Below are 26,901 nucleotides of genomic sequence, written 5' to 3' on the forward strand. Positions count from 1 at the left end.
TCGTGACACGGGTACTGAAATGTACGACGGAAATGCGGGCAGCCGTGAACCCCGGAACAGGGGAGGAGTTCCGGGATTCACAGGCGGCGTATTCTCAGAGGTTCTCGGAGATTCTCAGAGGATCTCAGAGACCGGCGATGCCGGCGTGCACGCCGACGATGCCCTCGACCTGACCGGCCACGCCCGGGACGGCCTGGACGGTGTTGAGCGAGGTCACGGTGCCGAGGACGTTGTGAACGTCGCCGGTCACGGCGCCGAGCAGGCCACCGGAAATGCTCACACCGCCGGAGACGGCGTCCAGCTCGGCGTCGGCGATCTCACGGGTCTCGAGGTTGTCACGCATGATTGCGCACCCTTCGTTCGTCTGAATGTTTCCTAATTGCCACGTCGGCATTGCCACGCCGGCATTGCCACGTTGACATTCCGCATCGGCCCGGCCGGATCGGCCACCGTTCAAAGAGCCGGTTGCGGTGCCGCAGATATAAGCATGCGAACGGGTGGCACGGCCAACCGTGTTGCCGCTCCGACGCCTTTCCCGAGGACGTGCTTTCGGATTCCTTCGCGGGATCATCACAAGTCCTTCACAAGATCGAGTAACAGATACAAGGGGACCAAGATCCTCGCGGAACATAAATGGACACACGCCCACCAAGCGCGTCGGGCATAACCGGCATATTGCGGCGCGGGATGGAGGGGCTACCGCGGGTACCCGGAGGATGTGGAGATTTGCCGAAACGACGGTGGGTGACGCGCCGGGCACCGACCGCGATGACCTGCAGGTAACCACGCACTTCCACGTGCGTACTTGAGGACTCCCCGGATCAGCGCCCGGTGACCCGGCCCGGGCTCACCGCCCCGTGAAGAAGTCCCGGACCCGGCGACGGCCGCGGCGCTCGGCCGTGTAGTCGTCGTCGGAGTCGTCGTCGGGGCCCTGCAGGACGGTCCAGCTGACGGCGGAGACGGCGGGTTCGAGGGAGAGACGGCTGACGGCCTCCTCCAGGAGGCTGTCGTCGCGGCGTTCCGTGGTGAGGTCGGCCGAGACGGTGACCTTGCCGGGGGCCTCGGCGTCCGCGCTGTAGACCGAGCGCAGGCGGAAGCCGGGGCGGGCGACGGCCTGGACGACGAGGGTGCGGACGTGGGCCTCCTCCGGCTCGGTGCACACGACCTCGAAGTGGTAGTCGGTGGCCACTTCCGCGCCGCCGTGCGGACCCCGGTCGAGCCCGCGGGCCAGCGGCCGCAGCAGGGTGTTGGCGCCGACGACGCCCACCGTGCCGAGCGCGGCCACCACGTACAGCCCGGTCCCGGCGAGGGCTCCGACGGCGGCCGAGCACCACAGGGTGGCCGCGGTGTTGAGGCCGCGCACGCTCAGCCCGTCCCGCATGATGACGCCCGCGCCGAGGAAGCCGATGCCGGAGACGATCTGCGCGGCGACGCGGGAGCCGTCGTAGCCCGTGGTGCTCGTCGCGGCGGCGAAGCCGTACTGCGAGAGCAGGACGAAGAGGGCGGATCCGGCCGCGACCAGCGCGTTGGTGCGCAGGCCCGCCATCCGGGCCCGCCACTGGCGCTCCAGTCCGATGATCGCACCGAAGCCCAGGCCGGCCGCGATGTTGGCCGCCATGTGCCATTCGTTGACCACAACCATGATCCACCTTCCTCGTCGGTATCCCTATCGGCCGGTCACAGCCAGGTGTTGAATCGCCGGATGTACCAGGTTTTGACCGCCTGCGTCAGGGCGCAGTACGCGAGCAGGATCGCGATCAGCCACGGGAAGTAGCCCATCGGCAGCGCCTCCATCGACAGCGCCGGGGCCAGCGGCGAGAACGGCAGGAGGAGGCCGAACGCCATCACCACGGCGGTCATCACCATCACCGGCGCCGAGGCCCGGGAGCCGAGGAACGGCACCTTGCGGGTGCGGATCATGTGGACGATGAGGGTCTGGGACAGCAGCCCCTCGACGAACCACCCGGACTGGAACAGCGTCTGGCCCGCCTCGCTGTCCGCCCCGAACACGTTCCACAGCACCAGGAAGGTGGTGATGTCGAAGACCGAGCTGATCGGCCCGATGAAGAGCATGAACCGGGCGATGCCCTTGGCGTCCCACGTGCGCGGCCTGCGCAGGTACTCCGGGTCCATCCGGTCCCAGGGCGTGGCGAGCTGCGAGATGTCGTAGGCGAGGTTCTGCACCAGCAGGTGGATCGCCAGCATCGGCTGGAAGGGGATGAAGGCGCTGGCCACCAGGACCGAGAAGACGTTCCCGAAGTTCGAGCTCGCCGTCATCTTGATGTACTTGATGGTGTTGCCGAAGGTGGTGCGGCCCTGCTCGACGCCCTGCTCCAGGACCATCAGGTCCTTCTCCAGCAGGATGATGTCGGCCGACTCCTTGGCGATGTCGACGGCCGTGTCGACGGAGATGCCGACGTCGGCGTCGCGCAGCGCGGCGGCGTCGTTGATGCCGTCACCCAGGAAGCCGACCGTGTGCCCCTCGGCCTGGAGCGCCCGGACGATGCGGGCCTTCTGGACCGGGTTGGTCTTGGCGAAGACCGTCGTGGCGCGGACCAGGGTGCGCAGCTCCGCGTCGTCCAGGGCGTCGGCCTCCGCCCCGGTGACGACGGCGCCCACGTCGATGCCGACGCCGGCGCAGACGCGCGCCGCGACGAGCTCGTTGTCGCCGGTGACGACCTTGACGGCCACGCCCTTGCCGGCGAGGGCCCGCAGGGCCGCCGCGGCGTCGGCCTTCGGCGGGTCGAGGAAGGCGAGGAAGCCGACGAGGGTCAGGCCGTCCTCGTCCGCGACCGTGTAGGCGTCGCGGCCGGCGGGGAAGGTGCGGGTCGCGACGGCCAGCACGCGCAGGCCCTGCCGGTTGTTGTCCTCGGCGGTACGGGTCACGCGGCGGCGCAGCGCGGCGTCGAGCGCGGTGCGGCGGCCGCCGTCGGTCATGTGGGTGCACAGCGCGAGGACTTCCTCGACGGCGCCCTTGGTGATGAGGATGTGCTCGGCGGCGTCTCCGGGGCTGTCGAGGTCGTTGCGGCTCACGTCGTTGCGGCTCACGTCCTTGCGAGTGACCTCGCTGCGAGTGACCTCGTTGCGGCTCAGGACCACCGACATCCGGCGGCGGGCGAAGTCGAAGGGGATCTCGTCGACCTTGGTGAAGCGGGCGTCGACGACAACCTCCTCGGCCTCGAGCACGCGGTCGATGACCGCCCGGTCCATGAGGTTGCGCAGCCCGGTCTGGAAGTGGCTGTTGAGGTAGGCGTGTTCGAGGACCTCGGTGTCCTCCCGGCCGTGCGCGTCGAGGTAGCGGTCGAGGACGATGCGGTCCTCGGTGAGCGTGCCGGTCTTGTCCGTGCACAGCACGTCCATGGCGCCCAGGTTCTGGATGGCGTTGAGCCGCTTGACGACGACCTTGCGCTTCGACATGGCGACGGCGCCGCGCGCGAGGTTCGTGGTGACGACCATCGGCAGCATCTCGGGCGTGAGGCCGACGGCCACGGCGACGGCGAACATGAACGCCTCGTCCCAGTCACCCTTGGTGAAGCCGTTGACGGCGAACACGAGCGGCACCATGACGAGCATGAACCGGATCAGCAGGAAGCTGACCTTCTTCACGCCGGCGTCGAAGGTGGTCTCGGGGCGCTCGCCGACGAGCGAGCCGGCCATCGACCCGAAGTAGGTGTCCGCGCCCGTGGCCACGACGACGCCGGTGGCGGTGCCGGAGGTCACCGAGGTGCCCATGAGGCAGAGGTTGTCGGCCTCTACGGGGTCGGTGGTCGTGGACTGGCCGTAGTCGTGGGTGCGGGTGTCGGCCTTGGCGACCGGCAGCGACTCGCCCGACAGCGCCGCCTGGCTGACCATCAGGTCCTTGGCGGTGAGCAGGCGCAGGTCCGCCGGGACGAGGTCGCCCGCGGCGAGGCGGACGACGTCGCCGACGACGACCTGGTCCATCGGGATCTCGGCGGTGGCCGGGGCCGTGTTGCGGTCGGCGCGGCGCCGGACGGCGGTGGTCGTGGTGACGAGGGCGCGCAGGGCGGCCGCGGCGCCCGCCGAGCGGTGCTCCTGCCAGAACCGCAGCAGGCCGCTGACCAGCACCATCGCGCCGATGATGGGGATCTTGGGGTCGAACGGCTCCTCGTCGGCGACCTGCAGCCACTGCACATACATGACCGCCAGGAGGACGACCAGGATCATGATGAACGGGTTCCAGAAGGCCTTCGCGAGCTGCGCGTACCAGCGGGGGCCGGTGTCGTGCGCGACGACGTTCGCCCCGCCGCGGGCGAGTCGCAGCTCGGCGTCGTCCTGGCGCAGGCCGTGCGGGGTGGCGCGGGAGTCCTGCAGGACCTGCGCGGCCGGCCAGCCGCTGAGCCGGGCCAGCCGGTCGCCGGCGGCACGGGTACGGGCCTCCAGCTCGGCGGCCTTGCGCTCACGGCGGGTGCGGCCCGGCGGGGCGAGCTTGCGGGGGGCGAGGGTGGTGTTGGTCATGGCGGAACCTCTCTCCCGGGCACGACGGCATGGCGGCACGACGGCATGGCGGCACGACGTGGCCGCGCCGTGGCACGGAGGGGTGAAGGAATTGGTGCAGGGCAGCGCGAGGCGCCCCGGGCACGGAAAAGGAACGTCAGCGAACGTCAGAGGCCACGAAGGCCGGAATCACGACATCACTGAGCACGAAAAGGGAAAATCCACCGCCGTAGCGGGATACTCACAGAAAACGGCGCGGCCGACTCAACAGGCCCGACCACAGGCCCGGCAACCGGTCAGCTCAGCGCAGCGTACTGGCAAGGACTTCCCTCGGGACTCCGACTGGTCATCCCGATCACCTCCTCGCTCGTACGTACACGATGCGGCACCGCGCGAAATACACGCCAAATGCGGCCGGAGCGGCACCTTCAGCGTCTAGCTTGCCATATGACGTCAAGCCGTCCGCAATCAGAAGGTAATACCAAGGTCAAAACCATGGAGGGGACCGTCCCGGCACCGCCCGGCCCGGAAGGACCGCCCCCGCGCGTGCGCCGGAAGGCCGCCCGCTGGGCCGCGGGCCTGCTTCTGGCGCTGGTCAGCGGGCCGCTGCTGTGCCGGGCCTGCGACGTGGACGGCGTCACGCCGGTGCCTCAACTGCTCGCGTTCCTGCCCTGGTTGCTCGCACCCGCGGGGGCCGCGCTGGTGCTCGCGGCGGGCACGCGGTGGGCGGTGGGCTGCGCGTGGGGCCTGGCGGCGGTGCTCGGGACGCTGCACTTCCTGTCCCCGTACGAGGCCGGAGGCGCGGCGGCGTCCGGCCCGGAGGTGGCCCGGCTGCGCGTCCTGACCGCGAACCTGGAGTTCGGCGCGGCCACGCCGGGCCTGCTGGAGGCCTTGCGGCGCGAGCGGCCGGACCTGGTCTCGGTGCAGGAGTGCTCCCCGGAGGAGTGCGCACCGGCCCTGAACGGCGCGCAGGTGCGGGCCGCGTACCCGTACCGGATCGTGGTGGGCGGGGGCAGGGCGCAGGGCTCGGCGCTCCTCAGCCGGTTCCCGCTGGAGCCGGACGGGTCCGTGCGCGGGACGCTGGCGATGCCGCGGGCGCTGGTGCGGGTGGCGGGGACGCGGCTGCTGTTCCAGGTGGCGCACCCGATGCCGCCGGTGGCGGGCGGGGTGGAGCTGTGGCGCACGGAGCTGGGCCGCGTCCGCGCCATGGCCGCGGCGCGCGGCGAGGCCCCCGCCGTCATCGCCGGCGACTTCAACGCCTCGCAGGACCATGCGGTCTTCCGCGCCGTCCTGGACACGGGCGTCCGCGACAGCGCGGCCCTCCTGGGCCGCTCCCGCACCCCCACCTGGCCGTCCCTGACCGCTCCCCCGCTGGGCGCCCAGATCGACCACGTCCTCCTCAGCCCGGCCCTCGAACCCCGCCGCGCCCGCTTCCTGGACCTGGCGGGCACGGACCACCGGGGGCTGGTGGTGGATGCGGTGCTGCACGGGTGAGCCGGGAGTTCGGGCAGTGAACGCTGACGGCGCCCCGGCCGGCCGGGGCGCCGTCAGCTGCCGTTGGGGGTGTCGCCTCAGCCGTTGTTCACCAGCGGCGTCCACGCCCCTGGTCCGTCGCCGCCCACCCCGTCGTACAGGGACGTCTCGCCGTCGGACCAGCGGACGACGAGGTCGTCCGGGCGGCCCGAGCCGTTGAGGTCGCCCGTGGTCATGGCGGTGTCCGTCCAGGACGGGTTGGGGGCCTGGAGGCGGGTGCCCTTGCCGAGGTCGGTGCCGGTGGTGGCGTACGAGCCGAGGGAGCCGTCGGACCAGCGGACGAGGAGCGTGCTGCGGTCCTGGCCCGCCGGGCGGGGGCTGCTGAGGGCGGTGGCGTACTTCCAGTACGAGCCGGCGTCCATCAGGCGGCGCTCCGTGCCGGGGCCGGAGGGGCCGGCACCCGCGTACACGCTCAGGCTGCCGTCGACCCAGCGGACGGCCAGGTCTGCGGACCGGTCCGTCGAGTTGTAGCGGCCGGCGGTGATCTGGGAGGCGTACTTCCAGAAGGAGCCGCCCGCGCCGAGGGTGTACTCCGGGCCGGAGCCGGTGGCCTGGAAGTCCTCGTAGTACGAGAGCTTGCCGGTGTCCCAGCGGACCATGAGGTCGGGCTTGCCGGTGCCGCTGAGCTCGCCCGCCGTGACGGTCACGGCGCGCTTCCAGAAGCTGTCGGACCGCGCGAGCTGCTGTTCGGCGCCGAAGCCGCCGCGGCCGTCGCCCGGGTAGAGGCTGACCTCGCCGTCGCTCCAGATCGTCAGCAGGTCGTCCCGCCCGTCGCCGGTGAGGTCGGCGGAGACCAGGTGCTTGGCGTGTGCCCAGGTGGAGGCGGCGCCGGGAAGGCGGGCGCTGTCGGAGGGGCGCTGGTAGGCCGTGCGGACGGGCGTCCGGTCGGCGATCGCGTCCTGGTAGAGGGCCTGGACCTCGCTGCCGAAGACGGGCGCGTAGCTGATCCAGTCCTCGCCGGTGAGGGTGCCGCCGCCGTTCCAGCCGCCGAGGCTGCCGACGATGTCGCCGGTGCGGGCCGAGGCGTCGTAGTTCGTGATCCAGGGGCTGCCGGACGTGCCGCCGTAGAAGCCGCCGCACTGCATCCGGAGCTGGTGCTGGCCGGACAGGCGCGATGTCGGCACGGTGCAGCTGAGCGCCCGCTGGTCGGTGTTATGCGAGCCGGGATAGCCCACGACGGTGACGGTGCTGGTCCAGCGGGGCGTGGGCGTCAGCCGGAGCCCGCCGGTGCGGGTCTCGGCCTGCTCGCCGCGGGAGTTGGGGCCGAGGCGGGCGAAGCCGACGTCCAGGTCGGAGTCGGGGCCGGTGCTGTTGCGGGTGTACCGCGGGTCGCTGAAGACCCGTTCCACGGGGAAGACGCCGTACGGCTGGTGGGCCGCGTCCAGGCCCTTGCGGTACTGCGGCACGAAGATCTGCTGGGTGCTCCCGGCGAGGCCCTGGGCGCAGTGCCCGGCGGTGAGGACCAGGTTGCGGCCCGGGCTCTGCACGACGCTCGCGGTGCAGTACGTGGTCCCGGTCGGGTCGCTGCTGAAGAACGTGCCGACCATGGGTATGCCGTCGCCGTACGTGCCCTGGGGCGTGCCTGCGGGCGGCGCCGCGGCGACCGACGTGAGGGGCGCGGCCAGGGCCGGCCCCGAGGCGGGGGCCTTCCCGGCGGCCGGGGTCTTCCCCGCGTCGACCGGGGCCTTGCCCGCGTCGAGGGGCTTCGCGCCCGCCATGCGCTCGGCCGTCCAGTACGTCTCGGCGGAGCGGGCCGCCGCGGCCGCGGAGGGGGCGGGGGACGGGCCGGCCGGGGAGGGGGCGGCGGCCGCCGTGGCGGCCGTGCCGCAGGTGGTCAGACCCACGGCTATGGCGAGGGTCCAGATCCGTCTGGGGGGAGACGAGGGGGACAAAGGGCCTCATCGTGCTGGCGGGACAGGAACATGAAGAACATGAACGGCTCAAAATGAACAGCTCAAAAATGCGACTCATGTTCTATCAGAGGCCCCTGACACAGAGGCGTCAGGCCACCGACCCCAGCCCCCGCCGCGGCTCGTGGTGGATCGGCGTGCCCGCGCCCGTCAGCGGGGCACCCGTCCCCCCGTGCCGGACGGCGACGATCTCCGCCGCGATGGACAGGGCCGTCTCCTCCGGGGTCCGCGCCCCCAGGTCGAGGCCGATCGGCGAGCGCAGCCGGCGAAGCGCGCGCTCGCCGACGCCCGCCTCGCGCAGCCGCGCCAGCCGGGCCTCGTGCGTGCGGCGCGAGCCCATCGCGCCGACGTAGGCGACGGGCAGCCGCAGGGCGCGTTCCAGCAGCGGCACGTCGAACTTCGCGTCGTGGGTCAGCACGCACAGGACGGTCCGGGCGTCGAGCGCCCCTGCCGCCTCCTGGGCGTCGAGGTAGCGGTGCGGCCAGTCGACGGCGACCTCGTCCGCCTCGGGGAAGCGCCGCGCCGTCGCGAACACGGGCCGCGCGTCGCACACCGTCACGTGGTGGCCGAGGAACTTGCCCGCGCGGACGAGCGCCGCGGCGAAGTCCACCGCCCCGAAGACGATCATGCGTGGGGGCGGCAGGCACGACTCCACGAGGAGCGTCACCGGGTCGCCGCAGCGCGCCCCGTACAGGCCGGCCGTCACGGTACCGGTCCGGCCGGCGGCCAGCAGCGCGGCGGCTTCGGCCGCGACGGTACGCTCCAGCGCCCCGGGCCCTGTGTCCGGTCCGACGCCCCTCCCGGATCCGGCGAGACCCCCCGCGTACGTGCCGTCCGGCCGTACGAGCAGCGCCCGGCCCAGCGTCCCGTCCGGACTGTCCACCACGCGGGCCAGCGCCACCGGCTCGCCCGCCGTCGCCGCCGCCAGCGCCTCGGCCAGCACCTCCCGCCCGGGGCCGTCCGGCAGGACCGGGACGACGAGGACGTCGAGGACTCCCCCGCAGGTCAGGCCCACGGCGAAGGCGTCCTCGTCCGAGTAGCCGAATCGTTCTCGCACGCTCTCGCCGCTCTCCAGCGCGGCGCGGCACAGCTCGTACACCGCGCCCTCCACGCACCCGCCCGAGACCGAACCGACCGCCGTGCCCCCGGCGTCGACGGCGAGGGCCGCGCCCGGCTGCCGGGGTGCGCTGCCCTCCACGGCGACCACCGTGGCGACGGCGAACGCCCGCCCTTCCCCGCACCAGCGGTGCAGCTCCTCGGCGATGTCCAGCATGACGGCCCACTCCTCACCTGACTTACGCGGTGTACATGCACGTATGCGATCTATTTGACGCCCAGCCAGCTCTCAATCGGATGCAGCGCGAAGTACGCCGTGAACACCGCCGTCAGCACCCACATGAACACGCCCGGCTCGCGCCACTTCCCCTGGGCCGCCTTGATCGCCGTGAAGGCGATGACGCCCGCGCCGACGCCCGCCGTGATGGAGTACGTGAACGGCATGAGCACCACGGTCAGGAACGCCGGGACGGCGACGGCCCGGTCGCCCCACTCGACGTGCCGGGCGTTGCTCATCATCATCGCGCCGATGACGACGAGCGCGGCGGCGGCGACCTCGCCGGGCACGATGCGGGTGAGCGGGGTGAAGAACAGGCAGGCGGCGAAGAGCAGCCCGGTCACGACGGACGACAGCCCCGTACGGGCGCCCTCGCCGACCCCGGTCGCGGACTCGATGAAGACGGTCTGGCCCGACGCCCCGGCGACCCCGCCGATCGCGCCGCCCGCGCCGTCGACGAACAGCGCCGTGCTGAGGCCGGGCAGCCGGCCGCGGTCGTCCGTCAGCCGCGCCTCCGTCGCGACGCCGATGATCGTGGCCATCGCGTCGAAGAAGCCGGCCAGGACCAGCGTGAAGACGATCATCCCGACGCTCATGACGCCCAGCGATCCCCAGCCGCCGAACTCCACGTGCCCGAAGAGCGAGAAGTCCGGCATGGAGACGGCGCTGCCCTTGAGTTCGGGCGCGCCGTTCTGCCAGGCGGACGGCCGGAGCCCGGCGGCGGAGTTGACGGCGACGGCCAGCACCGTGCCGACGACGATGCCGATGAGGATCGCGCCGGGGACGTCGCGGGCCTGCAGCATGAAGACGGCCAGCAGGGTGACGCAGAAGATCAGTACGGGCCAGCCGGCGAGCTCGCCCGCCGGGCCGAGCGTGACCGGCCCGCCACCCTTGGAGGCGTGCACGAAACCGGCCTTGACCAGCCCTATCAGGGCGATGAACATGCCGATGCCCATGGTGATGGCGTGCTTGAGGGCGAGCGGCAGCGCATTCATGATCAGCTCGCGGAGTCCGGTCACGGCCAGCAGCACGATCACCCCGCCGTACAGCACGCACATCCCCATCGCCTGGGGCCAGGTCATGTGGGGGGCCACCTGGGTGGAGAGCACCCCGGAGACGCCCAGCCCGGCGGCCAGGGCGAGCGGGACCCTGCCGAGGAAGCCCATCGCCAGGGTGCAGACCGCCGCGGCGAGCGCGGTGGCGGTGATCAGCCCGGTGTGGCCGAGCCGCTGCCCGGAGGCGTCCGGGCCGGAGAGGATCAGGGGGTTGAGCAGGAGGATGTACGACATCGCCATGAAGGTGGTGATGCCGCCGCGCACCTCCCGGCCGGCGGTGGATCCGCGCGCGCTGATGTGGAAGTAGCGGTCGGGCCAGGACCTTCCGGCGGCCGGCCGCGGGCCCGCGCCCGCGTTCGGCGCCGTGGAGGCCGGCTCCACGGATGGCTGGGTCATGAGCTGCCTTCTCCGGGGTGTGGGTGGGTAGCGGCGTGCACGACCCGGGGGACGGCCCGAGACGAAGGGCGGCACGTCACCGGCCGCTGGGGGGCGCGCGGCCGGTGGTGCCCTGCGAGGGACTCTCAGGTTCCGGTGAGGTGTTCGGGCCGCACCGGCACCCTGCCGAGCGGCAGCCCGGTCGCGGCCCGGATCGCCGCGACGACCGCCGGGGTGGCGGACAGCGTGGGCGCCTCGCCCGCGCCGCGCAGCCCGTACGGGGCGTGCTCGTCGGCGAGTTCGAGGATGTCCACGGGTATGGCGGGGGTGTCGAGGATGGTGGGGATCAGGTAGTCCGTGAAGGACGGGTTGCGCACCAGCCCGTCCGCGGAGACGACGATCTCCTCCATGACCGCGAGGCCCAGGCCCTGGGTGGTGCCGCCCTGTATCTGGCCGGTGACGGCCAGCGGGTTCATGGCCTTGCCGACGTCCTGCGCGCAGGCCAGCTCGACGACCTTGACGAGCCCGAGTTCGGTGTCGACGTCGACGACGGCGCGGTGGGCCGCGAAGGAGTACTGGACGTGGCCGTTGCCCCGGCCGGTCCGCAGGTCGAAGGGCTCGGTGGGCCGGTGCCGCCACTCGCACTCGACGTCGACGGCCTCGTCCTCCAGGACTTCGGCCAGACCGGCGAGGACCTCGCCCGCGTCGGTGGTCACCTTGCCGCCCTCCAGCAGGAGTCCGGCGTGCGCCCAGGCGGGGTGGTACGCCCCGAACCGGGCGCGGCCGAGGGCGAGGACCTTCTCCCGTACGGCCCGGCAGGCGTGGCGGACGGCGCCGCCGGTCACGTACGTCTGGCGGGAGGCGGAGGTGGAGCCGGCCGAGCCGACGCGGGTGTCGGCGGGCTGCAGGACGACGCGGGTGACGCCGAGTTCGGTGCGCGCGATCTGGGCGTGGACGGTCACGCCGCCCTGGCCGACCTCGGCCATCGCGGTGTGCACGGTGGCCACCGGCTGCCCGGCGGTCACTTCGAGCCGCACCCGGGCCGTCGAGTAGTCGTCGAAGCCCTCCGAGAAGCCGACGTTCTTTATCCCGACCGCGTAGCCCACGCCGCGGACGACGCCCTCGCCGTGGGTGGTGTTGGACAGCCCGCCCGGCAGCGCGCGGATGTCGGGGCCGCCCCCGGCGGTCTCCCACGGCCGCTCGGGCGGCAGCGGCCGGGCCTTGACCCGGCGCAGCAGCTCCGCGACGGGCGCGGGCGCGTCGACGACCTGCCCCGTGGGCATGACGGCGCCCTGCGCCATGGCGTTGCGCTGCCGGAACTCCACGGGGTCCAGGCCCAGCCGGTCCGCGAGCCGGTCCATCTGGGCCTCGTACGCGAAGCAGGCCTGGACGGCGCCGAAGCCGCGCATCGCGCCGCACGGCGGGTTGTTGGTGTAGAGGGCGAGGGCCTCGACGTCGACGTGATCGACCACGTACGGGCCCACGGCCAGGGACGCCGCGTTGCCGACGACGGCCGGGGAGGAGGAGGCGTAGGCGCCGCCGTCGAGGAGGATGCGGGCCTTGACGTAGAGCAGCCGGCCGTCGCTGCTCGCACCATGCTCGTAGTGGAGCCGGGCGGGGTGGCGGTGCACGTGGCCGAAGAAGGACTCGAAGCGGTTGTAGACCATCTTCACGGGCTTGCCGGTGCGCAGCGCGAGCAGGCAGGCGTGGGCCTGCATGGACAGGTCCTCGCGCCCGCCGAAGGCGCCGCCGACGCCGGAGAGCGTCATGCGGACCTTGTCCTCGGGGAGGCCGAGGACGGGGGCGATCTGGCGCAGGTCGGCGTGGAGCCACTGGGTGGCGATGTAGAGGTCGACGCCGCCGTCCTCGGCGGGCACGGCGAGCCCGGACTCCGGGCCGAGGAACGCCTGGTCCTGCATGCCCACTTCGTAGTCGCCGGTGACGACGGCGGCGGCGCGGGCCCGGGCGGCGGCGACGTCGCCGCGGACGACGGGCTGGCGGTGGACGACGTTGGGGTGCGGGACGTGGGCGGCGTGCGAGTCGTCGCGGGCGGGGTGCAGGAGGGGTGCGCCGGGGGCGGTGGCGCTCTCCTCGTCGTGGACGACGGGGAGTTCCTCGTAGGCGATGCGGATCCGGGCCGCGGCGCGGCGGGCGGTCTCGGGGTGGTCCGCGGCGACGAGGGCGACGGGCTCGCCGTGGTAGCGGACGACGCCGTCGGCGAGGACGGGGGTGTCCTGGATCTCCAGCCCGTAGCGGGTGGCGGCGGGCAGGTCGTCGTGGGTCAGCACCGCGTACACGCCGGGGGTGGCGAGCGCCGCGGACACGTCGGCGGAGAGGATGCGGGCGTGGGCGTGGGGGCTGCGGAGTGTGAAGCCCCACAGCATGTCCTCGTGCCACAGGTCGGAGGCGTAGGCGAACTCGCCGGTGACCTTGAGCGTGCCGTCGGGGCGCAGGACGGACTCGCCGATGCCGCCGCGGGTGCCGGCGGTCAGGTCGGCGGGGGTGCGTGCGGTGGCCATGGTCAGCCCGCCTCTCCGGCGCGGGCGGCCGCGAGGCGGACCGCGTCGAGGATCATCTCGTAGCCGGTACAGCGGCACAGGTTGCCCGAGAGGGCCTCGCGGATGTCCGCGTCGGAGGGGCCGGGGTTGCGCCGGATGAGCTCGTCGGCGGCGACGAGCAGGCCCGGGGTGCAGAAGCCGCACTGGACGGCGCCGGCGTCGGTGAACGCCTGCTGGACGACGGAGAGTTCCGTGCCGTCGCCGCCCGTGGCGAGCCCCTCGACCGTGACGACCTCGCGGCCCTCGGCCTGCCCGGCGGCCACCAGGCAGGCGCACACCGGCACTCCGTCGAGCCGGACCGTGCACGAGCCGCACTCGCCCTGCTCGCAGGCGTTCTTCGAGCCCGGCAGGCCGAGCCGCTCCCGCAGGACGTAGAGCAGGCTCTCGCCCTCCCAGACGTCGTCGGCCTGCCGCGGCCGGCCGTTGACCGTGAGGTTCACGCGCATCGTTCGCCCCTCTCCCCGCCGCGGTAGGCGTCCCACGTCCAGCCGAGCGTGCGGCGGGCCATGACGGCGACCGCGTGCCGGCGGTAGCGGGCGCTGCCGCGGACGTCGTCGATCGGGTTGCACGCTCCGGCGGCGAGCTCGGCGAACTGCCGTGCCGCGGAGGGCGGCAGGGGCCGGCCGGACTCCCAGCACCCGCCCTCGTCCAGGGCCGCGGTGAGGAAGTCCTCCGCGGCGCGGGCCCGCACCGGGGTGGGGGCCGCGGAGCCGATGCCCGTGCGGACCGTGCGGGTGCGCGGGTGCAGCGCGAGGGAGAACGCGCACACGGCGATGACCATGGCGTTGCGCGTGCCGACCTTGGAGAACTGCTGGGGCCCGTCGGCCCGCGCGATGCGCACGGCCCGGATCAGCTCGTCCGGCGCGAGGGCGTTGCGCTTGACGCCCGTGTAGAACTCCTCGGCGGGGATCAGCCGCGTGCCCCGCACGGACGCGGCCTCCACCTGTGCGCCCGCCGCCAGCAGGGGCGGGTGGGAGTCCCCGGCGGGCGAGGCGGCGCCGAGATTGCCGCCGACGCCGCCCCGGTTGCGGATCTGCGGCGAGCCGACGGTGTGCGCCGCGAGCGCGAGGCCGGGAAGCTCCGCCCGCAGCTCCTCCATGATCCGCGTGTACGGGACGGAGGCGCCCAGCCGGATCTCGTCCCCCTCGGTCTCCCATTCGTACAAATCGCCGATGCGGTTCAGGTCCAGCAGGTGCTCCGGCCGGCGCTGATCGAAGTTGATCTCGACCATCACGTCCGTGCCGCCCGCGATGGGGACGGCGGCCGGGTGCTCGGCCTTGGCGGCCAGAGCCTCCTCCCAGCTGCCGGGGCGCAGGAACTCCATGGGGGTTCTCTTCTCGATCGGTCTCACAGGGTCGTCCGAGGGGGTGCGCATGCGGCGGACCGCCGCCGTACCGGCGCCGTGCGCGGCCGTGCGGCACGCCGTGGGCCCAGTACAGCGAGGGGCCGGCGGGGCGGTGCAGTCACCGAAACCATGAAGCGGTTGGCTGGCCGGAGCGCACATCTTGTAGATTCGAACGAAAGACGGGGTTGGGAAACCTCACTGCATTCCACTGGTAACAACAAGACAGATCGGCGGCGACCACGATGCGGCTGCGCGCACTCCTGGAGACCGAAGTGCTGGGCCTCCGACTGCTCGGCGGCGAGGACGAGCTGGACCGCACGGTGCGCGGCGTGATGACGACCGACCTGCGCGACCCGAGCCGCTACCTCTCCGGCGGCGAACTCGTGCTCACCGGCCTCGCCTGGCGGCGGGAGCCGGAGGACTCCGAGCGGTTCGTGCGGATCCTCACGGGGGCGGGCGTGGCGGGGCTCGCGGCGGGCGAGGCCGAGATGGCCTCCATCCCTGACGACCTCATCCGGGCGTGCGCCCGGCACCGCCTGCCACTGTTCTCGGTCAACGAGAACGTCTCGTTCGCCTCCATCACCGAGCACGTCGTGCGGCAGGTGTCGAGCGAGCGCGCCGGGGACCTGGCGGCGGTCGTGGACCGGCACCGCCGGCTGATGACGTCCGGCCCGGCCGGCGGGGGCCCCGAGGTCGTCCTCGACCTGCTGGGCTCCGACCTGGACCTGCGGGCGTGGGTGCTGTCCCCGACCGGCCGCCCCATCGCGGGCTCCTCGCTCGCGGGCGCGGGTCCCGAGCTGCCCGCCGCGGTCAGCGCGACCCTGGCCGGCGAGCACCTGGCCGCCGCCCGCACGGGCCGGCGCGGGCCGCACCGCGTGACCGCCGGCGGCGACACGTACTCGCTGTTCCCCATCAGCCACAGCGGCCGCGCACTGGCCGCCCGTGACGTCCGCGAGACCGTCCTGTCCGACTGGTTCCTCGCCGTCGAGGCCGACGCCGGCGACTGGTCGCCCGAGCGGCTGGACCTGCTCGACGGCGTCACCCAACTGATCGCGGTCGAGCGGGACCGGCGCGACGCCGCCCGCACGGTCCGCCGCCGGCTCGCCCAGGAGGTGCTCGAACTCGTCCAGACGGGCGCGGCCCCCGCCGAGATCGCCGCCCGCCTGCGCGTCGCGGCCCCCGTCCTGCTGCCCGGCCTCGGCACCGCGCCGCACTGGCAGGTCGTCGTCGCCCGCGTCGAGTGGGAGGACGGCGACATCCCCGGCGGGCCGGTCGCCCAGGCCCTCCTGGAGGAGATGCTGGCCGCCCCCGAAGCCTCCGGGCCCGAGCCGTCCGACCGGATCGCCGTCGCCCACATGGGCGACGAGGCGGTGGCGCTCGTACCGCTGCCCGCGGTGCCGGCGGGGACCGAGGGCGACGAGGCGGCGGGCCAGGCGCCCGGACTGCACGCGGACCGCATCCTCGCCGCCCTCCGCGAACCGCTCTCCCGCGGCCTCGACGACGACGGCCGCCTCACCCTCGGCGTCAGTGCCGCCGTGCACTCGGCGGAGGGCCTGCGCGGGGCCCTGGAGGAGGCCCGGCACGCCCGCCGGGTCGCCGCCGCCCGCCCGGGCCGCGTGTGCGCGGCGGGCCACCAGGAGCTGGCCTCGCACGTCCTGCTGCTGCCGTTCGTCCCCGACGACGTCCGCCGCGCCTTCACCGCCCGGCTCCTGGACCCGCTGCGCGACTACGACCGCCGCCACCGCGCCGAGCTCATCCCGACGCTGGAGGCGTTCCTGGACTGCGACGGCTCCTGGACCCGGTGCGCGACGCGGCTGCATCTGCATGTCAACACCCTGCGCTACCGCGTGGGCAGGATCGAGCAACTGACGGGCCGGGACCTGTCGCGCCTGGAGGACAAGCTGGACTTCTTCCTGGCCCTGCGCATGAGCTGACCGGTGCAGGCGGACCCGCCGGACCGGCCTGCCGGCCCGGCGGGTCCGGGACGTACGACAAAAGACCGGTGCCGTACGCAGAAAGGAGGAGTCGCGCCCAAGTGGCGTACGGCTCCTGCGGCAGGCGCGCATCATCACGGATATGAGTGATCCTGACGAGGCGTGCCCCGGCCCGCACGCCTTCTGCAAGGGCTGCAGAGGGAGCGGCGACTACCACGCGGCCGTGCTCTACCTCGACCAGTCCGGCGAGGGCGGCAACATGACGGGCGCTCACCTCTGCCCCTACTGCACGGGCCGGGGGTTCTTCTGCAAGCACCACCCCCCGTGCCGGGTCCTGCACGAGGACGACACGGCCGTCATCGGCCCGGACGCGCTGCCGCCGGTGTGAGGGTCAGGCCCGCACCGCCGTCAGCCGGCGCAGGTACGCCGCACGGTTGAGGGGGTCGCCGTCCGTGCGCGGGCGCCGCGGGGGACGGCCCCGGTGGGGCCGGTCCTCGGCGGGGTGGGTCCACCAGAGGGCCTCGCCGCGGGTGAGGGCGGGCAGGCGGCGTTCGGCGTCCGGGGCGTGGCGGGCCGGGATGGTGCCCTTGAGGACGCACACCTCCGGGCCCGTCTCCGTGTCGTGGATCTCGGCTTCCAGTGCCGCCAGCGCTCCCGCGACGGCGCTCAGGGTGTCGGCGGGAGCCTCCAGTTCGTAGGCGTGGCAGGGTTCGTACACCGTGGTGCCCGCCCGTGCCAGGGCCGCCATGAGGACGAGCGGGGTCAGGCGGCGGAAGTCGGCGGCGGTGCTGACGGGGGCGGCGTAGCCGGAGCGGGTCAGGGTGACGGTGCAGTCGGTGACCGGCCAGCCGTACAGGCCCTGGGCGAGGGTGCGGTGGACGGTCTCCTCGATGGCGCGGTCGAAGGCGAGGGGCAGCGCCCCGAGTTCGGTGTCGCGCCGGAAGACCGTGCCCGAGCCGGGGGCGCCCGGTTCGGTGCGCAGGCCGATGGTGGCCCAGAAGACGTGGCCGCCGTGCCGGTCGATCTCCTCGTACGCCTCGCCCGTGCCGGTGAGCCGCTCGCGGTGGACGGTGCTGCTCGGCTCGAAGACGGCCTCGACGCCGAACTCCCCGGCGAGCGTCGCCGCGATGATCTCCTTCTGCACCTCGCCGTAGAGGAGGACGGACGTGCCGCCGCCCGCCGGCAGGGTGCGGGTGCCGATGAGCGGGTCCTGGTCGGCGAGCGCGGCGAGGGCGCCGTGCAGCCGGGCGGCGTCCTCGGGGCGTACGGGCCTGACGACGGTTTCCAGGCTCGGCGCGGCGAAGTGCCGGTGGTGCGCGCCGTCGCGGACGGGGCCGAGGCGGTCGCCCACCCTGACCTCGGGCAGGCCCCGGATCCGGGCGATGTCGCCTGCCGTGGCGCGGCGGCGGACCGCGCCGGGCTCCCCGGCCTCGACCGCCGTGAGGGAGGTGACGCGCCCGGCGTGCTCCGTGCGGACGCCGTCGGCGTGCTGCCGGTGGAGGGTGATCCGGTCGCGCTCGGAGACCGCGCCGGAGAAGAGGCGCAGGTAGGCGGTCTTCTCCCCGGAGGGGCCGCGGTCGACGGCGAAGACCGTGCCGGTGGCCTCCCGGCCGGTGCGGCGCGCGGGCGGCAGGTAGCGGACGATGCCGTCGACGAGACCGGCCACGCCCTGGCCGGAGAGGGCCGAGCCGAAGTACACGGGGTGGACGCGTCCGAGCGCGGTCTGCCGTGCGAGCGTCCGCCGCAGTTCCCAGGGCGTCACGGGCCGGTCCTCGACCAGCTTCGCGAGCAGCGCGTCGTCGTGCTCGGCCAGGGTCTCGGCCATGGCCTCGCGGAAGGCGGGGTCCTCGTACGAGCCGGGCACGGTGCGGGCGCCGGGCGCGCCGATGCCATGGACGGTGCCCATGGGCACGATGTGCGGGGTGAGCCGGCGGCGGACGGCGGCGAGGGTCTCCGCCTCGCGGGCCCCCGCGCGGTCGGTCTTGTTGACGAACAGGAGGGTGGGCAGGCGGAGCCGGCGCAGCGTCTTCATCAGCACGCGCGTTTGCGCCTGCACACCTTCGACGGCGGACAGGACGAGCACGGCGCCGTCGAGGACGCCCAGGGCGCGCTCGACCTCGGCGATGAAGTCGCTGTGGCCGGGGGTGTCGACGAGGTTGACGCGCAGGCCTCCGACGCGGAAGGGAGCGACGGCGGTGCGGATGGTGATGCCGCGACGGCGTTCGATCTCGCCACTGTCGGTACGGGTGCTGCCGGCGTCGACGCTGCCGAGCCGGTCGATGGCGCCGGCGTCGAAGAGCAGGCGCTCGGTGAGGCTGGTCTTACCCGCGTCGACGTGCGCGAGGACGCCGATGTTCAGGACGGGCCGCGCGGGCAGGGAGAGCCCGGAGAGCAGGGTGTGCGTACGCAAAGGAGTCCTCGGGAGAAGTCATCCGGTCAGGGCGCTGGAGGGTTCCGAGGCGCTGGCGCATGGCATGTCTCCCGACGTGTCCCGAGGTGCATGGGTTTCGCTGCGCGCACGAGGCGCGCGCCGCCATCCTGGCAGCCGCGCGGCACGGAGATCCAGCGATTTTCCGGCGCGCCCAACGAGCACAGATGAGCACCTCCGCGCTCAATGTCCGCACATTCATGCTCACTCTTGGTAATCTGCCGCTACCGCTGGGAGAGAGCCTTTGTGAATTGCTTCACACCTGACCCTTGGCCGGGCCCGCTTCTTCGTGCTGAGATGCGGTCACGGCTGCTTCCAGCTCGACGGCGCGCTTGGGGAGGGCACTGTGGCGGACACCGCCATGCGTAATGCGGGGTTGCCGGAGCCGCGGGGACCGCAGGGGGCGGATCCGCGGGGGGACGATCCGCTGGAACGGGCCGTGTGGCGGCTGCGGTCCCGCGCCTGCTGGGACGACGCCGCGGCCCTGCTCGCGCCGCGCGCCGACGCCGAGCCGGGCCCGGCCCTGCAGCGGACGGCGGTCCTGACCGAGCGCTGCATGTTCACCGGGGAGGGCTGGGGCGCCGCCGAGGACGCCCTGCGCGCGGCGGAAGCACTGGCCGCGGACGACGAAGAGCGGGGGGCGGCGGCCTGCGAGCGCGGCCATCTCGCCTACGCGTCCACCCTCTTGGGCGTCCGCGACCGGGCGGACGAGGCCCGTTCGGCCCTGGGCAGGGCCGCGGCCCTGCTCGCGCCGGGGTCACCGACGCGCCCCTTGCTGCACTTCCGGCGCGGCCTGATCGCCCAGCACCTGTCGGACAACCCCTCCGACGCGACGGCCGCCTTCGAGCGCGCCCACGCGGGGGCGACGACCCAGGGGCAGCGCCTGCTGCTCTCCTTCACCTGGCGGCACGTGGCGGCCATGGCCGAGCACGAGGGCAGGTTCGCGGAGGCGCGGTACGGCTTCGGGGAGTCGCTGCGCATCCGGGAGGAGCTGGGCTATCTCGTCGGCATCGCCCCGGCGCTGGTCTCGCTCGCCGCCGTCCTCGACGACCCCGGCGAGGCAGCCCGGCTGCGCGAGGAGGCCGCCCGGCTGGTCCGCCTGCTCGGCGGCGTCCCGGGCTGGCTGGCGGAACAGCTGGCGGCGGCACCGACCCCGGACTGAACCGGCCGGATCGATCAGCTCCACCCCGGACTGAACCGGCCCTACGCGACCGACTCAGCCGCACCCGGCATCAACCCGGCCCCGGACCGGCCCTGCCGGATCGATCAACTCCACCCCGGACCGACCCGGCCGTACGCGACCGACTCAGCCGCACCCGGCATCAACCCGGACCCGGACCGGCCCGGCGCGCCCCAGTCCGCCGCGCGGGCCCCCGCCCGCAGCAGCTCTCACTCCGCTCCCGCGAAGTGTCCTCTCACCAGGGCCTCGGCCCGTTCCACGTCGTGCGCGGCCAGCGCCTCCAGCAGCGCCACGTGCTCGGCCGCGTCGGCGACGAGGTCGGCCGTACAGTGCGGCCCGCCGTGCGCCGCGGGCCACTGCGCGCGCCGGTGGAGCTCGTCGGCGACGGCGACGAGCCGGCGGTTGCCCGCGAGGCCGAGGAGCGCGCGGTGGAAGGCCCGGTCGGCCTCGGCGTAGAGGACGCGGTCGCCGGTGGCCGCCGCGGCGCAGGCGGTCTCGGCGAGCGGGCGGAGCCCGTCCCAGCCGGCGGCCGGGACCGTACGGGCGAGCCGCAGCAGGACCGGGACCTCCAGCAGGGCGCGCACCTCGGCGAGCTCGGCCAGATCGCGCGCGGTGCGCGTGGCGACGCGGAAGCCCCGGTTGGGGACGACCTCGACGGCGCCCTCCAGGGCGAGCTGCTGCATCGCCTCCCGTACGGGCGTGGCCGACACGCCGAAGCGCTCGCCGAGCGCGGGGCCCGAGTAGACCTCGCCCGGTATCAGCTCGCCGCTGACGAGGGCCTTGCGCAGGGCGTCCAGGATCTGGCCGCGCACGGAGTGGCGCTGCGGCATCCTGCGTGCGGGAGCGTGCGCGGGGGCGGCACACGGGACCCCGTACTCCTGCTCGCCGTGAACGTGCTCACCCCGGGCACCCTCGCCGTGCACCTCGGCGGGGCCGCCGCCGCGGCTGCCGGCGGGAGCGCCGCCACGGACGGCCGCGCCGCGCGCGACCTGCGCCGGCATCTCGGCGAAGAGCCTCGCGGCCGGCGGCGCGGCGTGGGATCTTCCCTGCTCCATTGGGGTCCTCCTGATGTCCTTTCTGAACCATAGGCGGCCCCGCGGACAGTTCAAACCCCGATCAACCGGGGTAAGGTAAGCCTAACCTGCAGAACGATCGCGATTCGGTGGTCCCGCATGGCCCCTGCCTCCAGCGCCCCGGTTGCTCCGCCCCCGCTCACGGACGCCTACGCCCGCCTCGCCGAGGTCTACTCGGGCCTGACCCTGACGGCCGGACCGCCGCGCAGCGGCGAGGGCTGGCTGACCGCCGCCGGGCTCGCGGAGGGCGGCGCCGGGCTGGACGCCTTCCTCGCGTGGGACGACCAGCAGATCCTGCGGGAGTACGGGGAGCGGGCCCGCCCGGACGTCGTCGCGAGCTTCGGCCTGCACCGCTACGCGTGGGCGTCCTGCCTGCTCGTCACCGTCCCCTGGTTCCTGCACCGCAGGGTGCCGCGGCTTCCTCCCGAGGCCGTTTCCTTCCACCGCGCCCAGGGCCTGCTGACGGCCCTTGCACCGGAATTCGCCTGTCTGCCCGGCGACCCCGCAGCGGAACTGCCGGGCGCCCGGACAGTTCCCTGCGAAGAGGCGCTGCGCGCGGAACTGCGGGCCGCGGTCGCCGCGCATTTCGCGCCCGTCCTGGAGGGCTTCCGGCCACGGATGCGGCGCGGTCCGCGCGCCCTGTGGGGAATGGTGACGGACGAACTGGCCGAATCCTTGTGGTATGTGGGGCAGCTGCTCGGCGAGGAGGAGCGCGCCCGCCGCGAACTGCAGTTGCTGCTCCCGGGGGTGACGCCGCCGTACGTCGGCGGCGCGGCCTTCCGGATGCTTACCGGCCGCATGGGAGAGCCGATCCCGACCCGCGACCGGGCGAGCTGCTGCCTCTTCTACACCTTGCGTCCGCAGGACACCTGTACGACCTGCCCGCGTACATGCGACACGGACCGGGTGCATCGGCTGTCCGTAAGCTGACCGGCCTCACACCACTCGATCGGGTGAGGTGAAGGGAACGCAATTCCCGCTTTGCTTAACGGCGTTCGAATTTCTTCGCACCTATCCGTATGCCGTTGCCCTCCATTGGCAGGCAGTTGGCGCGAAACCCCTTGGCGAACGGACCGATTCCGACAGGATGGCGCGCGAAAGGCCGTACAGCTATGCAAGGGACGCAAGATGAGAGTGACCGATATACCGCTGAATTGGATGCTCCCCTGTGTCGTGGCGCTCGCCGGGGTCGTGGTGGCGGTGACGGTGCTCGCACGCGGCCGGCACGGCGCGGACGACTCGGGGGGCGGCTCGGACTCCTGGGAGCGCAACGAGGAGCGCAGACGCCGCAAGGAGGCCATCTACGGGAGCGCCTCGTACGTCCTCCTGTTCTGCTGCGCCGCGGTAGCCGCCGCCCTCTCCTTCCACGGTCTCGTGGGCTTCGGGCGGCAGAACCTGGGGCTCACGGGCGGCTGGGAGTACCTGGTGCCGTTCGGCCTCGACGGGGCGGCCATGTTCTGCTCGGTGCTGGCGGTGCGCGAGGCGAGCCACGGCGACGCCGCGCTCGGTTCCCGGATGCTCGTGTGGACCTTCGCCAGCGCGGCCGCCTGGTTCAACTGGGTGCACGCGCCGCGGGGCCTCGACCACGCGGGCGCGCCGCAGTTCTTCGCCGGCATGTCGCTGTCGGCGGCGGTCCTCTTCGACCGCGCGCTCAAGCAGACCCGCCGGGCCGCACTGCGCGAACAGGGCCTGGTGCCCAGGCCGTTGCCGCAGATCCGGATAGTCCGCTGGCTGCGGGCCCCGCGCGAGACCTTCGGCGCCTGGTCGCTGATGCTCCTGGAGGGCGTCCGCTCGCTGGACGAGGCCGTGGAGGAGGTCCGCGAGGACAAGCGGCAGCGGGCGCAGGCCAGGGCCCGCAGGAGGGAGGCGGGCAAGCTGGAGCGCGCCCGGCTCAAGGCGTACAACCGCCAGAACCGGGTGTGGGGGCGGGTCCGCGGTGGCCGGCAGGTGGAGGTCGGCGGGACCGCGGTGCCCGGCCCCGCGCAGCCGGCGCAGATCGGTTCGGACCCCTCCATAGTCGACCAGGGACAGCTTCCCGTCCGCGCGCGGCCGCTGCAGGCGGTCGGCGGCCCTGACCCGATCGACCTCACCGCGGAGGACGACACCCAGGCGATTCCCCGCCTGGACTCGCTCGAGGCGAAGCTCGCCCAGATCGAGCGGCAGTTCGGCTGACGCCCCCGGGCCCTGGGTCGTCGCACGGCGACGGTTCAGGGCTCCTGGGCGGCCAGCTCGAACCAGACCGACTTGCCGACGCCGTGGGCGCGAACGCCCCAGCCGTCCGCGAGGGCGTGGACCAGCAGCAGCCCCCGCCCCGACGTGGCGGCCTTCTCGATGTCGTTCATATCCGGAACGGCGTCCCGGGCGACGTCCCTGACGGCGTCCCGCTCCCTGCAGCCGGGGCGGCCGTCACCGACCGCTCCCCCCGGGCCCACGACCGGCCCGATGTCCGTTCCCGGACCGCGCAGCGCTGGATGGCCCGCCACGAAATCCCGGACCTCCACCCGCAGCCGCCCCCGCGCCTGGCCGAACGCACCGGTGAGCACCGCCTTGACCACGGCGCCCCCGTCGGTGTGCACGAGGGCATTGGTGACGAGTTCGCTCGTGAGTAGTTCCGCGGTCTCCGCCCGGCCCGGCGCGCCCCAGTGGGCCAGCAAGCGGCGCAACTCGGCCCGGACTTCCCGGACACCGGTGAGATCCCGGCGGCGGAGCCTCCTTTCGAAACGCGGCCCGGAATGCGCCGCGTCGTCACCGTGCCCGCTCCCGTGGTCCGTACGGCCCTCCCGGTCCCCCGCGTGGCCCTCCGCGTAACCTTCAGCGCTCATCCGGCCTACTGCCTGCCGTTTCATCCTCCTCGCCCCGACCCCTCCCCGGCGCCCCGGCCTCGAACGCGCTCGCGCTCACTCACCGCAATGCATGCCCCGGCCCGCCCGGAACGACTCCTGTTGAGCCATCAACATGGTGATATGACCAAAATCCCGGGGCCTCTTGCGCGGGCCGCGAATATGCCATTGGCGCGCGGCCGGTGAGAAAGTCCGTACGGAACTGCAAGGAATAGCGAAGTACCGGGAAACAGCCGGGCGAGGCGGTGACAACGCCACCGCCCCGCCCCGGAATCGGCCCGGCTACGCCTCCCAGAGCGCGCACGCCGTGCGGTCGTCCGCGTAACCCTTCACCCGCAGCTGGGTGTCCGCGAGGAACGCCGCGAGCCCCGGCGGCCGTTCGCCCGCCCAGCGCTCGGCCAGCCTGCCGCCCAGCTCCGGCTCGCCGCGCATCGGCTCGGCCAGGCCCGTCGTGCACAGCATCAGCGTGTCCCCCGGCCGCGCGACGGACGCCCGGAAGCGGAACGGCTCGCCGGGCGCCGCCGGTTCTTCCGGCTCGACGGGCGGGGCGAGGCCCGGTGTGGGAATGCCGAGGTCCACCGTCATCATGTCGGCGGGCGCCGAGCCGTAGCCGACGACGGGGTCGCCCGTGCCCTCCGGCGGGGCCTCCGGCTCCAGGTCCTGCCACACGCCCTCGCGGAGGCGGAACAGGCCGCCCGCGCCCACGCCGAAGAACACCCGCGTACGGCACTGCGGGTCGGCCGTCAGCAGCAGGCAGCGGACCGTCGCCGTGTACTCCTCGGGCCGCAGGCCCAGCTCGGCGGCGCGGGCGCGCAGCCGGCCGTAGGAGCGGTCGGTGAGCCGGTGCAGGCCCGACTTGAGCTCGCCGCGACGGCCGCCGCGGATGTCGTCGGCCAGCCGGGCGTGGCTGCGGCCGACGGCGCCCGCCAGCCACCTGCAGGCGTCCCGCGCCGCACGGGGCGCCACGTCCGTGCCGCGCAGGCCGCTGGCCATCGCCACGAGCAGCAGTGCGCCGTCCCCGTCCCCGAAGCGCGCCGTCAGCAGGGAGTCCCGCCGGGGCTCGCCGCGGTAGCGCGCGGAGTCGCCGCGCAGCGACAGGGCGCGCAGCGTGACGGCGCCGTACTGCGCCCCGTCCAGGACCGTGTCCGGCACGAGGCCGTCCAGGTCCTGCGGGTCCGCGGCGGGCCAGGCGGTGGGCTCCGCGTCGTACGTCGGCGGCCGCTCCCCCACGAACTCCGCGCCGCGGGCCGCCGGGCGCGCCGGCTGCGGGGGCGCCGCGAGGGGGTGCCGCCGGGGCGGCGTCGACTCGTGGGAGACGACGGGCGGGCGCGAGGCCGGCTCCAGGGACGCCGCCCGGGCGGCGGGCTCCAGGGGGTCGGCGTGGTCGCCGCCGGGCGGGGCGGTACGGGCCGGCTGGGCGCTCCGGGCCCGAGCGGGGCTCGCCCCGGAGGCCGGCTTCTCCGGCACGGCCGGGAGGGACTGCCCGGGGAGCCCGGGCCGCTCGGTGCGCTCGTACGTGTCGGACGGCGCGGGCGGCTCCAGCGGCTGCGGGGGCTCCGGCCTGGGGGGCCTCGGCGGGCGTACGGGACGCTCGGCCCGTACGGGCCTGGTCGGCCGCTCCAGCCGCCCGGTACGCCTGATGCGCTCCGGCCGCTCCGGCAACGCCGGCCGGCCCGGCGCCGGGCTGAGGGAATTCCCGGGCCCGTCACGGCCGGGGGCGCCGGACCGGCCGTGGCCGTCCACGCGCCGGGCCTCACGCGGGCTCACCGGCCGCTCGACGGCCTCCACGCCGTCGGACGACTCCGCCGGTTCGTCACCGCCCGCGTATCCGGCCCCGCCAGGGCCTGCGAGGCGCTCCGGGGAGCCGTCGCCGTCCGGAGCAAGGCGGGCCTCGTCAGGAGTTGCAAGCCGGTCCGGGGGATCGATGCCTTTCGGGCCGCTGGAACGATTCGGACGACCGGCAAACTCCGTGCTTCCGTAAGCCTCCGCCGGTTCCTCGTCGCCCGCGTATCCGGCCCCCTCGGGGCCCGCGAGGCGCTCCGGGGAGCCGTCGCCGTGCGGACCCCCGGAACGATTCCGGCGACCGGCAGGCTTCGCGCTGCCGTAAGCCTCCGCCGGACCGTCACCCCCCGCATCACCGGCCTCCTCAGGAGCTGCAAGGCGGTCCGGGGAGCCGTCGTCCTCCGAGCCCCGGCGACCTGCAAGCTCCGTACCGTCCGAGCCCTCCGCCGCGCCGTACCCGATGCCTTTCCGGTCTTCCGTGCGATCCGCGCTGCCGGCCGCTTCCGTGGCGTCGAAGTTCTCCGCGCGGTCGTCACCGCCCGCGTACCGGGGCCCGTTCCGGCCCGCGGGGCGGGCCACGCGACCGGGGACCCGGCCCCCGGCGCGATCCTCGGGGCGGTCGGGGCGGTCGGGGCGGTCGGGGCGCTCGGGGCGCTCGGGGCGCTCGGGGCGCTCGGCCCCGCCGGAGCGGTCCGCGCGTTCGGCCGGTTCGGGGCGGGGCGGGCGCGGGGTGCGGCCGCCGAAGAAGAGGTCCGCGCCTTCGCAGCGGTCCGTGCGTTCGGAGCGGGGCGGGCGTTCGGAGCGGCCCGTGGTCTCGGGACGGGCCTGGCGCGGGGGGCGGGCGGGGGTCTCCGGGCCCGCGCCGTCCGGCGCCGACCTTGTCCGCCGGGCGGGGGCCGACGGGGCGGACGCGGTCATGGATCCCGGCGGCTGGGCCGCCCCGGTCCGCCGGTCCGGGCGGTCCGAACGATCAAGCCGGTCCAGACGATCAGGACGGTCCGGACGATCAGGCCGCTCCCGCGGATCCCTCCGCGTCGGCGGAGCAGAATCCTCCGGTTGCCGCGGCACTTCGGAAGGCCTGCGCGGATCCGCCTTCCGCC

General features: G+C 74.1%; 19 protein-coding genes. 6 read left to right on the forward strand and 13 right to left on the reverse strand.

The features are described 5' to 3' along the window. Nucleotides 1–124: 124 nt before the first annotated feature. From IF61_RS0120655 to mgtA, 3 genes are all read right to left on the reverse strand, one after another. On the reverse strand, nucleotides 125–343 hold the full coding sequence (locus tag IF61_RS0120655) for a hypothetical protein (protein ID WP_030367949.1): 219 nt from the start codon (nucleotides 341–343) through the stop codon (nucleotides 125–127). Between the two features lie 504 nt (nucleotides 344–847). After that, a complete protein-coding gene (locus IF61_RS0120660) occupies nucleotides 848–1,642 on the reverse strand; it encodes an MgtC/SapB family protein (RefSeq protein ID WP_245684564.1) in 795 nt (264 codons plus the stop codon). A gap of 35 nt (nucleotides 1,643–1,677) precedes the next feature. Then, nucleotides 1,678–4,476 (reverse strand): magnesium-translocating P-type ATPase, encoded by a 2,799-nt coding sequence (gene mgtA, locus IF61_RS0120665; protein WP_030367951.1) that lies wholly within the window; start codon nucleotides 4,474–4,476, stop codon nucleotides 1,678–1,680. 474 nt (nucleotides 4,477–4,950) lie between these two features. On the opposite strand from mgtA, the gene IF61_RS0120670 reads away from it, so the two are divergent. Further along, nucleotides 4,951–5,949: an endonuclease/exonuclease/phosphatase family protein gene (locus tag IF61_RS0120670; protein WP_052392871.1), complete on the forward strand. Its 999-nt coding sequence runs from the start codon at nucleotides 4,951–4,953 to the stop codon at nucleotides 5,947–5,949. 77 nt (nucleotides 5,950–6,026) lie between these two features. On the opposite strand, the gene IF61_RS35385 is transcribed toward IF61_RS0120670, so the two are convergent. The 6 genes from IF61_RS35385 to IF61_RS0120700 all read right to left on the reverse strand — a co-directional run bounded on the left by IF61_RS35385 (nucleotide 6,027) and on the right by IF61_RS0120700 (nucleotide 14,543). Then, nucleotides 6,027–7,832 carry an FG-GAP-like repeat-containing protein gene (locus IF61_RS35385; protein WP_052392872.1) on the reverse strand — a complete coding sequence of 602 codons (1,806 nt, stop codon included), beginning with the start codon at nucleotides 7,830–7,832 and terminating at the stop codon, nucleotides 6,027–6,029. A gap of 157 nt (nucleotides 7,833–7,989) precedes the next feature. Further along, nucleotides 7,990–9,171, reverse strand: a complete 1,182-nt coding sequence (locus tag IF61_RS0120680; RefSeq protein WP_030367954.1) for an XdhC family protein — start codon at nucleotides 9,169–9,171, stop codon at nucleotides 7,990–7,992. 50 nt (nucleotides 9,172–9,221) lie between these two features. Next, entirely contained in the window at nucleotides 9,222–10,682 is a 1,461-nt protein-coding gene (locus tag IF61_RS0120685; protein ID WP_030367955.1) for an NCS2 family permease, read from the reverse strand. Nucleotides 10,683–10,807: 125 nt separating this feature from the next. Continuing rightward, nucleotides 10,808–13,180 carry a xanthine dehydrogenase subunit D gene (gene pucD / locus IF61_RS0120690; protein ID WP_030367956.1) on the reverse strand — a complete coding sequence of 791 codons (2,373 nt, stop codon included), beginning with the start codon at nucleotides 13,178–13,180 and terminating at the stop codon, nucleotides 10,808–10,810. Nucleotides 13,181–13,182: 2 nt separating this feature from the next. Then, nucleotides 13,183–13,665 carry a (2Fe-2S)-binding protein gene (locus IF61_RS0120695; protein WP_030367957.1) on the reverse strand — a complete coding sequence of 161 codons (483 nt, stop codon included), beginning with the start codon at nucleotides 13,663–13,665 and terminating at the stop codon, nucleotides 13,183–13,185. After that, nucleotides 13,656–14,543 carry an FAD binding domain-containing protein gene (locus tag IF61_RS0120700; RefSeq protein WP_030367958.1) on the reverse strand — a complete coding sequence of 296 codons (888 nt, stop codon included), beginning with the start codon at nucleotides 14,541–14,543 and terminating at the stop codon, nucleotides 13,656–13,658. The genes IF61_RS0120695 and IF61_RS0120700 overlap by 10 nt, the downstream gene beginning before the upstream one ends. A 263-nt stretch (nucleotides 14,544–14,806) precedes the next feature. Between IF61_RS0120700 and IF61_RS0120705 the strand changes: the two genes are divergently transcribed. Together IF61_RS0120705 and IF61_RS0120710 are read left to right on the forward strand one after the other, a co-directional pair. Beyond that, nucleotides 14,807–16,498 carry a PucR family transcriptional regulator gene (locus IF61_RS0120705; RefSeq protein ID WP_030367959.1) on the forward strand — a complete coding sequence of 564 codons (1,692 nt, stop codon included), beginning with the start codon at nucleotides 14,807–14,809 and terminating at the stop codon, nucleotides 16,496–16,498. A 142-nt stretch (nucleotides 16,499–16,640) separates the two neighbouring features. Beyond that, nucleotides 16,641–16,886: a hypothetical protein gene (locus IF61_RS0120710; RefSeq protein WP_030367960.1), complete on the forward strand. Its 246-nt coding sequence runs from the start codon at nucleotides 16,641–16,643 to the stop codon at nucleotides 16,884–16,886. A gap of 3 nt (nucleotides 16,887–16,889) precedes the next feature. Here the strand turns inward: IF61_RS0120710 and IF61_RS0120715 are convergent, their stop codons facing one another. After that, a complete protein-coding gene (locus tag IF61_RS0120715; protein WP_245684565.1) occupies nucleotides 16,890–18,908 on the reverse strand; it encodes an elongation factor G in 2,019 nt (672 codons plus the stop codon). Between the two features lie 379 nt (nucleotides 18,909–19,287). Here IF61_RS0120715 and IF61_RS0120720 point away from each other — a divergent pair, with 379 nt between their 5' ends. Next, the gene (locus IF61_RS0120720; RefSeq protein WP_052392883.1) at nucleotides 19,288–20,088 is read left to right on the forward strand and encodes a hypothetical protein; all 801 of its coding nucleotides are present in this window, start codon (nucleotides 19,288–19,290) and stop codon (nucleotides 20,086–20,088) included. A gap of 227 nt (nucleotides 20,089–20,315) precedes the next feature. Here the strand turns inward: IF61_RS0120720 and IF61_RS0120725 are convergent, their stop codons facing one another. Next, a complete protein-coding gene (locus IF61_RS0120725) occupies nucleotides 20,316–21,161 on the reverse strand; it encodes a GntR family transcriptional regulator (RefSeq protein ID WP_030367963.1) in 846 nt (281 codons plus the stop codon). A 117-nt stretch (nucleotides 21,162–21,278) separates the two neighbouring features. Between IF61_RS0120725 and IF61_RS0120730 the strand changes: the two genes are divergently transcribed. Next, the gene (locus tag IF61_RS0120730; protein WP_030367964.1) at nucleotides 21,279–22,109 is read left to right on the forward strand and encodes a (2Fe-2S)-binding protein; all 831 of its coding nucleotides are present in this window, start codon (nucleotides 21,279–21,281) and stop codon (nucleotides 22,107–22,109) included. A 198-nt stretch (nucleotides 22,110–22,307) separates the two neighbouring features. Then, a complete protein-coding gene (locus IF61_RS0120735; protein WP_030367965.1) occupies nucleotides 22,308–23,351 on the forward strand; it encodes a DUF2637 domain-containing protein in 1,044 nt (347 codons plus the stop codon). A gap of 35 nt (nucleotides 23,352–23,386) precedes the next feature. Here the strand turns inward: IF61_RS0120735 and IF61_RS0120740 are convergent, their stop codons facing one another. Then, entirely contained in the window at nucleotides 23,387–23,842 is a 456-nt protein-coding gene (locus IF61_RS0120740) for an ATP-binding protein (protein ID WP_052392884.1), read from the reverse strand. 459 nt (nucleotides 23,843–24,301) lie between these two features. Further along, the gene (locus IF61_RS37740) at nucleotides 24,302–26,719 is read right to left on the reverse strand and encodes a protein phosphatase 2C domain-containing protein (RefSeq protein WP_078660364.1); all 2,418 of its coding nucleotides are present in this window, start codon (nucleotides 26,717–26,719) and stop codon (nucleotides 24,302–24,304) included. Nucleotides 26,720–26,901 lie beyond the last annotated feature (182 nt).

The organism is Streptomyces roseoverticillatus, from assembly GCF_000719265.1.
In the GTDB taxonomy this organism is placed as follows: domain Bacteria; phylum Actinomycetota; class Actinomycetes; order Streptomycetales; family Streptomycetaceae; genus Streptomyces; species Streptomyces roseoverticillatus.

Excerpts from the sequence above, each read along its gene's own strand:
- IF61_RS0120735 (WP_030367965.1), top strand. The coding sequence starts at position 22,308 with ATGAGAGTGACCGATATACCGCTGAATTGGATGCTCCCCTGTGTCGTG.
- IF61_RS37740 (WP_078660364.1), bottom strand. The coding sequence starts at position 26,719 with ATGACCGCGTCCGCCCCGTCGGCCCCCGCCCGGCGGACAAGGTCGGCG.
- IF61_RS0120725 (WP_030367963.1), bottom strand. The coding sequence starts at position 21,161 with ATGGAGCAGGGAAGATCCCACGCCGCGCCGCCGGCCGCGAGGCTCTTC.
- IF61_RS0120705 (WP_030367959.1), top strand. The coding sequence starts at position 14,807 with ATGCGGCTGCGCGCACTCCTGGAGACCGAAGTGCTGGGCCTCCGACTG.
- IF61_RS0120710 (WP_030367960.1), top strand. The coding sequence starts at position 16,641 with ATGAGTGATCCTGACGAGGCGTGCCCCGGCCCGCACGCCTTCTGCAAG.
- IF61_RS0120695 (WP_030367957.1), bottom strand. The coding sequence starts at position 13,665 with ATGCGCGTGAACCTCACGGTCAACGGCCGGCCGCGGCAGGCCGACGAC.
- IF61_RS0120730 (WP_030367964.1), top strand. The coding sequence starts at position 21,279 with ATGGCCCCTGCCTCCAGCGCCCCGGTTGCTCCGCCCCCGCTCACGGAC.
- IF61_RS0120720 (WP_052392883.1), top strand. The coding sequence starts at position 19,288 with ATGCGTAATGCGGGGTTGCCGGAGCCGCGGGGACCGCAGGGGGCGGAT.
- IF61_RS0120685 (WP_030367955.1), bottom strand. The coding sequence starts at position 10,682 with ATGACCCAGCCATCCGTGGAGCCGGCCTCCACGGCGCCGAACGCGGGC.
- mgtA (WP_030367951.1), bottom strand. The coding sequence starts at position 4,476 with ATGACCAACACCACCCTCGCCCCCCGCAAGCTCGCCCCGCCGGGCCGC.
- pucD (WP_030367956.1), bottom strand. The coding sequence starts at position 13,180 with ATGGCCACCGCACGCACCCCCGCCGACCTGACCGCCGGCACCCGCGGC.
- IF61_RS0120680 (WP_030367954.1), bottom strand. The coding sequence starts at position 9,171 with ATGCTGGACATCGCCGAGGAGCTGCACCGCTGGTGCGGGGAAGGGCGG.
- IF61_RS0120655 (WP_030367949.1), bottom strand. The coding sequence starts at position 343 with ATGCGTGACAACCTCGAGACCCGTGAGATCGCCGACGCCGAGCTGGAC.
- IF61_RS0120660 (WP_245684564.1), bottom strand. The coding sequence starts at position 1,642 with ATGGTTGTGGTCAACGAATGGCACATGGCGGCCAACATCGCGGCCGGC.
- IF61_RS0120670 (WP_052392871.1), top strand. The coding sequence starts at position 4,951 with ATGGAGGGGACCGTCCCGGCACCGCCCGGCCCGGAAGGACCGCCCCCG.
- IF61_RS0120700 (WP_030367958.1), bottom strand. The coding sequence starts at position 14,543 with ATGGAGTTCCTGCGCCCCGGCAGCTGGGAGGAGGCTCTGGCCGCCAAG.